Genomic DNA, 11,930 nt, shown 5'->3' with positions numbered 1-11,930 from the left:
GGAGCGCGGCTGCCCGGGCCGCGCGGCGCGGCGCTGGCGGACTTGCCGCAACGCTGCGTGCCGGGACCCGCACCATTCCGCCCGCGTCGCTGCCATTATTCTTCCCCCACCCCAGCGTGCCCAAGGTTGCCCATGTCGCCGATGCCACGTGTCGTATTGCGCCGGCTTGCCCTGCTGATGCTGCCGGTCCTGTGCGGCTGGAGCGTCGCGGCCGCGGCCCAGGTCGAAGCCGGTGCCGGGGTGTCGCTGACCCGCGGCAACGAGGACACGCCGGTCGTGGCGCTGGCCTGGCTGCCGGAATGGCGCGAATTCCGCGGAGGTACCCTGCACTGGGAGCTCGGCGCGATGCACGTGCGCGGCCGCAACGACTCGGACTACGACAACGGCGACGACGTCACCCTGGTCCACGGCGGCCTGCGCTACGAACGGCCGAGCGGCCTGGTCGGCGGCTTCGGCGTGGGCGTGCAGAGCGGCTCGACCGATGCCCTGTCCGGGGATCCGCAGTTCATCAGCACGTTCGGCTGGCGCTGGGGCCGCTTCTCGCTGCTGGCCCGGCATATCTCCAACGCCAGCCTGCACCAGCCCAACGACGGCGAGACGATGCTGCAGGGGGCGTGGCGGTTCTAGCCGCCGTGGCGGTCGTGCCCGCTCGCGGCGAGGATGTACGTCACTTCCGGTCCGGGGCGGCGCCTGCCGTTCTCAGCCGCGATGCAGGCGCGGCACGCGCTTGAGCCCGGTCAGCAGGCGGTAGGGACTGTTGCCGCTGCGCGCGGCCACGTCGGCCACCGGCAGGCGCGGACCCCAAAGCTCCACCGTGCTGCCCAGGCCGGCGCGCGGATGGTCGGTCAGGTCGATGGTCAGCATGTCCATGGACACGCGCCCGATCAGCTCGCCCGGCTGGCCGTCGATGACCACGGGCGTGCCGGAGGTGGCGTATTGCGGATAGCCGTCGGCATAGCCGGCCGCGACCACGCCCACGCGGGTGGGGCGGGTGGTGGTGAACGTCCCGGCGTAGCCGATCGGCTCGCCCGCGGCCAGTTCGCGCACTGCGATCACCTTCGATTCGAGTGTCATCACCGCGCGCAGCGCACCGGCCTCGGCACGCGGCGCGTCGAGCATATGCGAGCCGTAGAGCATCAGCCCGGGCCGGACCCAGTCGCGGCGCGTCGCCGGCCACGCCATCAGCGCCGCCGAATTGGCCAGGCTGACCGGGACGCCCGGCGGCAGCTGCGCGAGCGCTGCGTCGAAGGTGTCCAGCTGTTCCGGCGTGCTGGCGTGCGCAAGCTCGTCGGCGCGCGAAAAGTGGCTCATCGCCACCATCCGTTCGATCCAGGGCAGTGCGGCCAGGCGGCGCCACGCGACGCCATACTCGGCGGGCGACAGGCCCAGCCGGTGCATGCCCGAGTCGAGCTTGAGCCAGACCCGCCAGGGCCGCGCCGCACGATGCCGCTCCAGCAACTCGACCTGCCAGGGCGATGCGACGACCGTCCACAGGTCGTGGTGCTCGATCAGCGGCAGTTCGCCGGCGTCGAAGAAGCCCTCCAGCAGCAGGATCGGCGCGCGGATCCCGGCTTCGCGCAGTTCCAGCGCTTCCTCGATGCAGGCCACGCCGAAGCCGTCGGCCTCCGGCTCGAGCGCGCGCGCGCAGGCGATGGCGCCATGGCCGTAGGCGTCGGCCTTGACCACCGCCAGCGCCCGGCCGCCGCCGAGCGCGCGCGCATGGCGATAGTTGTGGCGCAGCGCGTCCAGGTCGATGGTGGCGCGCGAGGGGCGCATCAGCGCAGTCCCTTCGGGTTCGGCCAGGGCCGGCCGTAGCGCGCGATGTCCAGGCCTTCGGTGTCGATGGCCGGGGTTCGTCCGTCGATCAGGTCGGCCAGGTAGCGCGCCGAACCGCAGGCCATGGTCCAGCCCAGGGTGCCGTGGCCGGTGTTGAGCCAGAGGTTGCGGAATTTCGTCGCGCCCACCACCGGCGGGCCATCGGGCGTGGACGGGCGCAGGCCGGTCCAGAACTCCGCGGCCGCCAGGTCGCCACCGTCCGGGTACAGGCTGCGCACCACCAGTTCGAGCGTCTCGCGCCGGCGCAGCGGCAGCGACAGGTCGTAGCCCGACACCTCGGCCATGCCGCCCACGCGGATGCGGTCGTCGAAGCGGGTGATCGCCACCTTGTAGCTTTCGTCGAGCACGGTCGAATGCGGCGCCATTTCGGGCCGCGTGATCGGGATGGTGAGCGAGTAGCCCTTGAGCGGATACACCGGCAGGCGGATGCCGAGCGGCGCCAGCAGCTGCGGCGACCAGCTGCCCAGGGCCAGCACGTAGCGGTCGGCGGTTTCGACGCGGCCGTCGATGCGCACGCCGGCCAGGCGGTCGCCATCGGCCAGCAGCGCCTCGACGTCCTGGCCCTGCCGGAATTCCACCCCGGCCGCCGCCGCCATGGCCGCCAGCCTGGTGGTGAACAGGTGGCAGTCGCCGGTCTCGTCGCCGGGCAGGCGCAGCGCCCCCGCCAGCGTGTCGCGCACCTGCGCCAGCGCGGGTTCGGCGCGCACGATGCCGTCGCGGTCGAGCAGTTCGTAGCGCACGCCGTATTCGCGCAGCACCGCGATGTCGCGCGCCGCGCCGTCGAGCTGGGCCTGGGTCCGGAACAGCTGGGTCGTGCCCAGGGTGCGCTGCTCGTACTCGATCCCCGTGGCCACGCGCAGCTCGGCCAGGCAGTCGCGGCTGTACTCGGCCAGCCGCACCATCCGCGCCTTGCTCACCGCATAGCGGCGATGGGTGCAGTTGCGCAGCATCTGCCACAGCCAGCGGTACTGCGCCGGATCGGCGGTGGGGCGGATCGCCAGCGGCGCGTGCCGCGAGAGCAGCCACTTCACCGCCTTGAGCGGGATGCCCGGCGCCGGCCACGGCGAGGCGTAGCCCGGCGACACCTGGCCGGCGTTGCCGAAACTGGTGGACAGGGCCGGCGCCGCCTCGCGGTCGACCACCACCACCTCGTGTCCCTGCTGGCGCAGGTACCAGGCGCTGGTCACGCCAATCACGCCCGAACCCAGGATCAGGATGCGCATCGCCTCTGGTCTCGACGAAAGGTCAAAAAGGGTGGAAATCGGAAGCCGCCGGCGGGGCGGATGACGCCGTTCCCGCGCAGGCCGGAGTCCAGCGCCATCGCCCGGGAGGGGTGGACGACGACGCTGGACCCGGTGGAAGGAGAAAGCCGGGGCTTCCACCAGTATAGGAAGCAAAATCCAGTGAAATTCTCCGTTTTGCAGCGCTGTGGCAGGTAAAATCGCTCGGAAACCGGCTTCCCGCGGGACACCCATGAAGGCACGCGAACTCGATCGCATCGACCGCCGGATCCTGCGCATCCTGCAGCAGGAGGGGCGGATCCCGTTCACCGAGCTGGGCGAACGCGTGGGACTGTCGACCACCCCCTGCACCGAGCGCGTGCGCCGCCTCGAGCGCGACGGCGTGATCACCGGCTACCACGCGCGGCTTTCGCCCGCGGCGGTGAAGGCCAGCCTGCTGGTGTTCGTGGAGATCAGCCTGGCCTACAAGTCCGGCGACATCTTCGAGGAGTTCCGCCGCGCCGCGCTGCGCCTGCCCAACGTGCTGGAGTGCCACCTGGTCTCGGGCGATTTCGACTACCTGATCAAGGCCCGGATCTCGGAGATGGCCTCCTACCGCAAGCTGCTGGGGAGCACCCTGCTGACCCTGCCGCACGTGCGCGAGTCCAAGAGCTACATCGTCATGGAAGAAGTGAAGGAGACGCTGGAGCTGCCGGTGGCGGACTGAGCCCCAAGCTCTTTCCCGATCTGGCGGGCGTCGTACGGCTGCCTGGTTCTCGGAGCGGTGCGGTATGCGGTCGTGGTTGTCCAGGCGTGCGGAATCTCGAGAGAGCGTCGCACCTGACGGGCCCCGCGCGGCCGGCAGGCCCCTGCCGCGAATGTCCCCCGGCCTCCGCCTCCCGGCGAAGGCCTCCTCCTTGATTTGGCCGCAGGGGCCTGCCGACCTCGACGTGGCGCGGCTGACGGTAGCGGTGGTGGCCGGTCGACTATCCCCGGCCGGGCACCGGGCGGCCAGGGTCAGACGGTTCCGGGGTAGCCAGTGGCTGGCTGATTGGCAGGGCTGCGGCGCCACTCCGTTGCCGTTGCCTTTGCCATCGGCCTCTACCTCGGGTCATGGCGGATGCGGGTGTGCCCGGGGACGAAATCAAGGAGGAGGTGCCGGCCTGCAGGCCGGCACCGGGGGGCATTCGTCGCCGGGCACACCCGCATCCGGCCCCCGCGTCTTGGCAAGGCCCGGCCCTTCCTGCGCCCCCGGCCAAGCCGGCGTGGCGCCGGATCATGTTGCCCCCCTTGAAAGCCACGTGAAGCCTCCCCATGTTCCGCCCACCTCCCGGCCCGTCCGGGATTTTCGCGCCCGCGATGCTGGCAGTCGTTGTGTGAGAGTGCTAACATCGCCGCCCGTTTTGTAGTCCAATCAATCACTTGCGAGGGTTGAACATGAGCAACATCAAGCCGCTGTACGACCGCGTGGTCATCAAGCGCATGGAAGAAGAAAAGATGTCCGCCGGCGGCATCGTGATCCCCGACTCGGCCACCGAAAAGCCGATCAAGGGTGAGGTCGTCGCCGTGGGCGAGGGCAAGGTGCTCGACAACGGCAGCGTGCGCGCGCCCAAGGTCAAGGCTGGCGACCAGGTCCTGTTCGGCAAGTACAGCGGCACCGAGGTCAAGCTCGACGGCACCGACTACCTGGTGGTGAAGGAAGACGACATCTTCGCGGTGCTCGGCTAAGCGCCGAACACCGCGACGGGATTCGGGATTGGGGATCAGGGATTCGTAAGAGCGCCAGGCGCCCGCAATCCTTCCCCGTCCCGAATCCGTCGTTCCGCTTTTCCCAATCCCCAATCCCCAATCCCCAATCCCGGAGTTTCAACATGGCTGCCAAGGAAATCCGTTTCGGTGAGGACGCGCGCTCCAAGATGGTGCGCGGCGTCAACACGCTCGCCAATGCCGTGAAGGCCACCCTCGGCCCGAAGGGCCGCAACGTCGTGCTCGAGAAGAGCTTCGGCGCCCCGACCATCACCAAGGACGGCGTCTCCGTCGCCAAGGAAATCGAGCTTGCCGACAAGTTCGAGAACATGGGCGCGCAGATGGTCAAGGAAGTCGCTTCCAAGACCTCCGACAACGCCGGCGACGGCACCACCACCGCCACCGTGCTGGCGCAGGCGCTGATCCGCGAAGGTTCCAAGGCGGTCGCCGCCGGCATGAACCCGATGGACCTCAAGCGCGGCATCGACCAGGCGGTGAAGGCCGCCGTGGAAGAGCTGAAGAAGATCAGCAAGCCCACCGCCGACGACAAGGCGATCGCCCAGGTCGGCACGATCTCGGCCAACTCCGACGAGTCGATCGGCAACATCATCGCCGACGCGATGAAGAAGGTCGGCAAGGAAGGCGTGATCACGGTCGAGGAAGGCTCGGGCCTGGAGAACGAGCTCGACGTCGTCGAGGGCATGCAGTTCGACCGCGGCTACCTGTCGCCGTACTTCATCAACAACCAGCAGTCGATGTCGGCCGAGCTGGATGATCCCTTCATCCTGCTGCACGACAAGAAGATCTCGAACGTGCGCGACCTGCTGCCCGTGCTGGAAGGCGTGGCCAAGGCCGGCAAGCCGCTGCTGATCGTGGCGGAAGAGGTCGAGGGCGAGGCGCTGGCGACCCTGGTGGTCAACACCATCCGCGGCATCGTCAAGGTCTGCGCCGTCAAGGCCCCGGGCTTCGGCGACCGTCGCAAGGCGATGCTCGAAGACATGGCCGTGCTGACCGGCGGCACCGTGATCTCCGAGGAAGTGGGCCTGCAGCTGGAGAAGGCGACCATCGCCGACCTCGGCCGCGCCAAGAAGATCCAGGTCTCCAAGGAGAACACCACGATCATCGACGGCGCCGGCGAGACCGCCGGCATTGAAGCCCGCATCAAGCAGATCAAGGCGCAGATCGAAGAGACCTCTTCGGACTACGACCGCGAGAAGCTGCAGGAGCGCGTGGCCAAGCTGGCCGGCGGCGTTGCGGTGATCAAGGTCGGTGCCTCGACCGAGATCGAGATGAAGGAAAAGAAGGCGCGCGTCGAAGACGCCCTGCACGCCACGCGTGCGGCGGTGGAAGAAGGCGTGGTCCCGGGCGGCGGCGTGGCCCTGGTGCGCGCGCTGCAGGCCATCGGCCAGCTCAAGGGTGCGAACGAAGACCAGAACCACGGCATCGTGATCGCCCTGCGCGCGATGGAAGCCCCGCTGCGCGAGATCGTCACCAACTGTGGTGAAGAGCCCAGCGTGGTGCTCAATGCGGTCAAGGACGGCAAGGGCAACTACGGCTACAACGCCGCGACCGGCGAGTACGGCGACATGATCGAGTTCGGCATCCTCGACCCGACCAAGGTCACCCGTTCGGCGCTGCAGAACGCGGCCTCGATCGCCGGCCTGATGATCACCACCGAAGCGATGGTGGCCGAGCTGCCGAAGAAGGAAGAGCCGGCGATGCCGGGCGGCGGCGGCATGGGCGGCATGGGCGGCATGGATTTCTGATCCAGCGCCAACCGTTCCACTGCGACACGAAAAACCCCGCCGCGAGGCGGGGTTTTTCTTTGTACGGCCCCTGCCGAGGCACGTGCTGCCCGGCCACCCGCTGGTCGTGCTGGGCGCGATGTCCCGCTTCAGGCATCCTGCGCCCATGCGCGAACCTGCTTGCCCAACGCATCCCCGTCCGGACGATGTGCCGCCGGCCCAGCCCCAGGGGCAGGGCGGCGATGGCTGGTGGCTGTACCTGGTCGAATGCGGCGACGGCAGCTGGTACGCGGGCATCAGCAACGATGTCGCCGCGCGGCTGCGCGCGCATGCGGCCGGCAAGGGCGCGCGCTATACGCGCGGGCGCGGCCCGTTCCAGCTGCTGGCGCAGCGCGCCTATCCCGATCGCGCCGCGGCCTCGCGCGCGGAATGGCAGCTCAAGCGCCTGCCGCGGCAACGCAAGCGGGCGTTCTTCGACGCGTGAACGGCGCGCATTGGCGCGTGCGCCGGTCCGGTCGCGATGCGGCTCAGCCGAGCATCGAGCCGCTGTCGAGCCAGCGCTGGTGCCAGGACAGCGCTTCCGGCAGCAGGTGCGGGGTGTGCTTGCCGTAGCTGTCGCGCAGTGCACGGTCGAAATAGTCCTGCAGCGCGTCGCGATAGTCCGGATGCGCGCAGCGTTCGATCAGCACCTTCGCCCGCTGCTTGGGCGACAGCCCGCGCAGGTCGGCCAGGCCCCGTTCGGTAACGATGATCGACACATCGTGCTCGGTGTGGTCGACGTGGCTGACCATCGGCACGATCGAGCTGATGCTGCCGCCCTTGGCGGTGCTGGGCGAGAGGAAGATCGACAGGAAGCCGTTGCGGGCGAAGTCGCCCGAGCCGCCGATCCCGTTCATGATCCGGCTGCCCATGATGTGGGTCGAGTTGACGTTGCCGTACAGGTCCACCTCGACCATCCCGTTCATGCCGATGCAGCCCAGGCGCCGCACCAGTTCGGGATGGTTGGAGATCTCCTGCGTGCGCAGGATGATCTTCTGCCGGAAGAAGTCGATCTCGCGCTTGAACGCTTCGTTCGCCTCCGGACTCATCGCGAAACCGGTGCACGAGGCGCTGGCGAGCACGCCGCTGCGCAGCAGGTCGAGCATGCCGTCCTGGATCACTTCGGTGAAGGCGGTGAGGCCGCGGAAGCCGCTCTGCGCCAGCCCCGCCAGCACGGCGTTGGGGATGTTGCCCACGCCCGACTGCAGCGGCAGCAGGCTGGGCGGCAGGCGGCCGCGCGCGACCTCGTGCTGCAGGAAGTCGATCAGGTGCGCGGCGATCTGTTCGCTGGTGGCGTCGGCCGGGCTGAACGGGCTGTTGCGGTCCGGACCGCTGGTCATCACGATCGCGACGATCTTGTCCGGATCCACGCGCAGCGCGGTGTCGCCGATGCGGTCGTCGGTACGTTCGAGCGGAATCGGCTTGCGCTGCGGCGGCAGCGCGGTGCCGTAGTAGATGTCGTGCATGCCTTCCAGTTCGGCTGGCTGCCAGGCGTTGACCTCGACGATCACCTTCTTCGCCAGGTCGAGCCAGGTCTTGCTGTTGCCGACCGAGGTGGAGGGCACGATGCTGCCGTCCTCGCGGATCGCGACCGCCTCCACCACGGCCACGTCGATATCGCCGTAGAAGCCGAACCAGGCGTGCTGGGCGACGTGGCTCAGGTGCGCGTCGATATAGGCCAGCGAACCGTCGTTGATGCGCTGGCGTGCATCCGGATCGCTCTGGAACGGCAGGCGCAGCGCGATGCCGTCGACCTTGGCCAGGGCGCCGTCGAGCTCGGGCGCGGTGGATGCGCCGGTCAGCAGCCTGATCTGGAAGGCCTCGCCGGCGGCGTGGGCCACGCCCATGTGCTCGGCCAGCGCCAGCGGCACCAGCTTGGGATAGCCCGAGCCGGTGAAACCGCTCATGGCGACGGTATTGCCGGGGGCGATATGGGCCGCGGCGGTGGCGGCATCGACCACGCGCGCCCTGAGTGGCGCGTTGCGGATCCGTTCTTCAGACATCGGGGCACTGCGGCGACATGGGGACGTCATTATCTCCCGCGGAATGCCCGTCGCCGTGCGCGAAGGCGGCCTGCGGCGGAAGACGCTGCGTTTCGACAGTGCGCCGCTGGCCGGCACCTGCATGCGCATCGCCGGACCGGCCGCGCGATCGCGGGGGTCGACCCGGATCCTTCGCGTCCTGCCGCCGCCTGCGGCTGACGCATAATGCCGGCCTCCGCGGCGCGCAGGCCCGCGGCAACGCGGATGTCGGAAGCACGGCTTGAAACACACGATCGCACTTGCCGCCGGCGGGACCGGCGGCCACCTGTTCCCGGCCGAGGCGCTGGCGCGCGAGCTGATGGCGCGCGGCCACGATGTGGTCATCCACACCGAGCAGCGCGGCGCGCAGTTCACCCGGGCGCTGGAAGGGATCGCGCACGTGGTGTTGCCCGCCAGCTCGCTCGAAGGCGGCCTTGCGGCAAAGGCCCGGGCCGCGTTCACCATCCTGCGTGGCGTGCTGGCCGCGCGCCGCGACCTCAGGCGCCGCCGCGCTGCGGTGATGGTCGGTTTCGGTGGCTATCCCAGTTTTGCGCCGGCGCTGGCGGCGCGAAGCCTGGGCCTGCCACTGCTGCTGCACGAACAGGCCACGCGCCTGAGCAAGGCCAACGTGCAGCTGCTGCGCATCGCCAGCGCGCTGGCGACCTCGTTTCCCGAGGTCGCGGGCACCGAGGGATTCGATCCGGCCAGGATCGTCGAGACCGGCAATCCCGTGCGGCAGGCGATCCTGCAGGCGCGCGGCGACTATCCGCCGCTCGACGCCGAGGGTCCGCTGCGATTGCTGGTGGTCGGCGGCAGCCAGAGCGCCGCGGTGTTCGGCCGCGTGGTGCCGCCGGCGCTGGCGCTGTTGCCCGAATCACTGCGCAGGCGGCTGCAGCTGTCGCTGCAGTACCGCGGCGAGGATGCCGACGTGTTGGCCGCGCAGCTGCGCGAAGCCGGCATCGACGCGACCGTGCGGCCGTTCTTCGACGACATGGGCGAGCGCCTGCGCGCCGCGCACCTGGTCGTCACCCGCGCCGGCGCCACCACCGCCGCGGACCTGCTGACCATCGGCCGTCCGGCGATCTTCGTGCCCCTGCCGCATGGCGGCGCGCGCGAAGAGCAGCGCCGCAACGCGCAGACGCTGGCGCAGGCCGGCGTCGGCTGGCACATCGCGGAAGCCGATCTCCTGCCCGGGACGCTGGCCGCGGTGCTGCGCGACGCCTTCGAATCCCCCACGCGGCTGCCCGACGCCGCCCGCGCCGCCGCCGCGCTCGGACGCCCCGATGCGGCGGCGCGCCTGGCCGATGCGGTCGAGCGCCTGCTGCCCGCGGCGTAGGGCAGCGCAGCCGAGCCTGCACAGCGGGCGTCGCAGCACGCCCGAAGGCGCTCCTACAATGGGCCGCGGCATGGCTCGCCGCGGGGAAGGATGCGAATGCGCGACAGCCACGACGTGCTGGTGATCGGAGGGGGCCACAACGGCCTGGTGTGCGCGGCCTATCTCGCCGCCGCCGGCCTGGACGTCGCCGTGCTCGAGCGCCGCGCGGTGGTGGGTGGCGCGGCGGTCACCGAGGAGTTCCACCCGGGCTTCCGCAACTCCACCGCCAGCTACACCGTCAGCCTGCTCGATCCGAAGGTGATCGCCGAGCTGCGCCTGGCCAGGCACGGCCTGCGCGTGGTCGAGCGCCCCTTCGCCAACTTCCTGCCGCTGCCCGACGGCAGCGCGTTCCGCCTGGGCGAGGGCCACACCGCCGCCTCGTTGCAGGCCTCGTCGCCGCGGGACATCGAGCGCCTCGCCGGCTACGGCGCGATGCTCGATCGCGTCGTCGCGGTGCTGCGCGAGCTGATGCAGCGCACCCCGCCCAACCTGGGCGACCGCATGGCGCTGGCCGACTGGCTGGCTTCGCTGGATGCCGCGCGGCGACTGCGGCACCTCGACCTGCGCGGCCGCCGCGACCTGCTCGACCTGTTCACCAAGTCCGCAGGCGAACTGCTCGACCACTGGTTCGAATCCACGCCGCTCAAGGCGGCGCTGGGCTGGGATTCGGTGGTCGGCAACTTCGCCAGTCCGTACACGCCCGGCAGTGCCTACGTGCTGCTGCACCACGTGTTCGGGCAGACCAACGGCAAGCCGGGCGTGTGGGGCCATGCGATCGGCGGCATGGGCGCCATCACCCAGGCGATCGCGGCCGAGTGCGCGGCGCGCGGCGTGCAGGTCCACAGCGGGCAGGCGGTGGAGCAGGTGCTGGTGGAAGGCGGCCGCGCGACCGGCGTGGTGCTGGCCGGTGGCCGCGAGCTGCGCGCCGCGACCGTGGTGTCCAACCTCAACCCGAAGCTGCTGTACACGCGCCTGGTCGCCCCCGCGCACCTGGACGAGGACACCGTGCAACGCATCGGGCGCTATCGCTGCGGCTCGGGCACCTTCCGCATGAACGTGGCGCTGTCGGAGCTGCCCGACTTCACGGCCGCGCCCGGAACCCGGCTGCAGCCGCATCACCAGAGCGGGATCCTGGTCGGACCCTCGCTGCAGTATTTCGAGAACGCCTACTTCGACGCCAAGTCGCGTGCCCACAATCCCGGCTGGGCGCGCGCGCCGATCGTCGAGCTGGTGATCTCCTCCACGCTCGACGACACCCTGGCGCCGCCCGGGCAGCACGTGGCGAGCCTGTTCTGCCAGCACGTCAATCCGGAACTGCCGGCGGGCGAGGGCGGCTGGGACGCACATCGCGACACGGTCGCCCGGTTGATGATCGACACGGTGGACGCGGTGGCGCCGAACTTCGCGCGCAGCGTGCTGGGCTACCGCGCGCTCTCGCCGCTGGACCTGGAGCGCGAGTTCGGCCTGGTCGGCGGCGACATCTTCCACGGCGCACTCGGCCTGGACCAGATGTTCAGCGCACGCCCGCTGCTGGGCCAGGGCAACTACCGCGGCGCGCTGCCCGGCCTGTACCTGTGCGGCGCCGGCAGCCATCCGGGCGGCGGCGTCACCGGCCTGCCCGGGCGCAACGCCGCGCGCGAAATCCTACGCGACCTGCGGCGCCGGCCGCGGCCGGACTGACGTCCCGGGCGGCGTCGCGCGCGCCCAAAGAGCGGGCACGCACTCGACGCATCGGCTCCTCGCGTGGATGTAATCGTTACCAACCGCAGTGCGGCGAGCGCGACCTGCACACCGCTTAGTAAACCGGCCGGTATCGTTTTGCGGTGCAGCGTGCAACCGGGGTAACGAATCGTTCACGATGCCCCCGCACCCGACGTGGGGGAGGGAGCAAAGCCCGCTGGCAGGCAACTGCGAGCGGGCTTTTTTATTGCCCGGAGCCTGGCGCGCA

At 70.2% G+C, this 11,930-nt stretch carries 10 protein-coding genes; 7 read left to right on the top strand and 3 right to left on the bottom strand.

Features of this window, described 5'->3' with window-relative positions; genetic code table 11:
• Positions 1 to 141: 141 nt before the first annotated feature.
• Positions 142 to 627, top strand: coding sequence for an acyloxyacyl hydrolase (locus tag Q0863_RS05940; protein ID WP_298576365.1), 486 nt, complete (start codon positions 142 to 144; stop codon positions 625 to 627).
• 72 nt (positions 628 to 699) lie between these two features.
• Here Q0863_RS05940 and alr read toward each other — a convergent pair whose 3' ends face one another.
• Positions 700 to 1,776 (bottom strand): alanine racemase, encoded by a 1,077-nt coding sequence (alr, locus tag Q0863_RS05935; protein WP_298576362.1) that lies wholly within the window; start codon positions 1,774 to 1,776, stop codon positions 700 to 702.
• Positions 1,776 to 3,059 (bottom strand): D-amino acid dehydrogenase, encoded by a 1,284-nt coding sequence (locus Q0863_RS05930; protein WP_298576358.1) that lies wholly within the window; start codon positions 3,057 to 3,059, stop codon positions 1,776 to 1,778. Before Q0863_RS05930 ends, alr begins: the two co-directional genes overlap by 1 nt.
• A gap of 250 nt (positions 3,060 to 3,309) precedes the next feature.
• Here Q0863_RS05930 and Q0863_RS05925 point away from each other — a divergent pair, with 250 nt between their 5' ends.
• The 4 genes from Q0863_RS05925 to Q0863_RS05910 all read left to right on the top strand — a co-directional run bounded on the left by Q0863_RS05925 (position 3,310) and on the right by Q0863_RS05910 (position 7,031).
• The gene (locus Q0863_RS05925) at positions 3,310 to 3,783 is read left to right on the top strand and encodes a winged helix-turn-helix transcriptional regulator (protein WP_298576356.1); all 474 of its coding nucleotides are present in this window, start codon (positions 3,310 to 3,312) and stop codon (positions 3,781 to 3,783) included.
• 710 nt (positions 3,784 to 4,493) lie between these two features.
• Positions 4,494 to 4,784 carry a co-chaperone GroES gene (groES, locus tag Q0863_RS05920; protein ID WP_298576353.1) on the top strand — a complete coding sequence of 97 codons (291 nt, stop codon included), beginning with the start codon at positions 4,494 to 4,496 and terminating at the stop codon, positions 4,782 to 4,784.
• A gap of 143 nt (positions 4,785 to 4,927) precedes the next feature.
• Positions 4,928 to 6,568, top strand: a complete 1,641-nt coding sequence (gene groL, locus Q0863_RS05915) for a chaperonin GroEL (RefSeq protein WP_298576349.1) — start codon at positions 4,928 to 4,930, stop codon at positions 6,566 to 6,568.
• Between the two features lie 187 nt (positions 6,569 to 6,755).
• Entirely contained in the window at positions 6,756 to 7,031 is a 276-nt protein-coding gene (locus Q0863_RS05910) for a GIY-YIG nuclease family protein (protein WP_298576346.1), read from the top strand.
• Positions 7,032 to 7,074: 43 nt separating this feature from the next.
• Here the strand turns inward: Q0863_RS05910 and Q0863_RS05905 are convergent, their stop codons facing one another.
• On the bottom strand, positions 7,075 to 8,589 hold the full coding sequence (locus Q0863_RS05905; protein ID WP_298576343.1) for an acetyl-CoA hydrolase/transferase family protein: 1,515 nt from the start codon (positions 8,587 to 8,589) through the stop codon (positions 7,075 to 7,077).
• A 259-nt stretch (positions 8,590 to 8,848) separates the two neighbouring features.
• Between Q0863_RS05905 and Q0863_RS05900 the strand changes: the two genes are divergently transcribed.
• Together Q0863_RS05900 and Q0863_RS05895 are read left to right on the top strand one after the other, a co-directional pair.
• Positions 8,849 to 9,943: a UDP-N-acetylglucosamine--N-acetylmuramyl-(pentapeptide) pyrophosphoryl-undecaprenol N-acetylglucosamine transferase gene (locus tag Q0863_RS05900; protein WP_298576340.1), complete on the top strand. Its 1,095-nt coding sequence runs from the start codon at positions 8,849 to 8,851 to the stop codon at positions 9,941 to 9,943.
• A gap of 90 nt (positions 9,944 to 10,033) precedes the next feature.
• The gene (locus Q0863_RS05895) at positions 10,034 to 11,662 is read left to right on the top strand and encodes an NAD(P)/FAD-dependent oxidoreductase (protein WP_298576337.1); all 1,629 of its coding nucleotides are present in this window, start codon (positions 10,034 to 10,036) and stop codon (positions 11,660 to 11,662) included.
• Positions 11,663 to 11,930: the final 268 nt, after the last annotated feature.

This window comes from uncultured Luteimonas sp., assembly GCF_947492465.1.
Lineage (GTDB): Bacteria > Pseudomonadota > Gammaproteobacteria > Xanthomonadales > Xanthomonadaceae > Luteimonas.
Note: the sequence above shows the minus strand (reverse complement) of the source record. Positions and strands in the feature narration are given on the sequence as shown.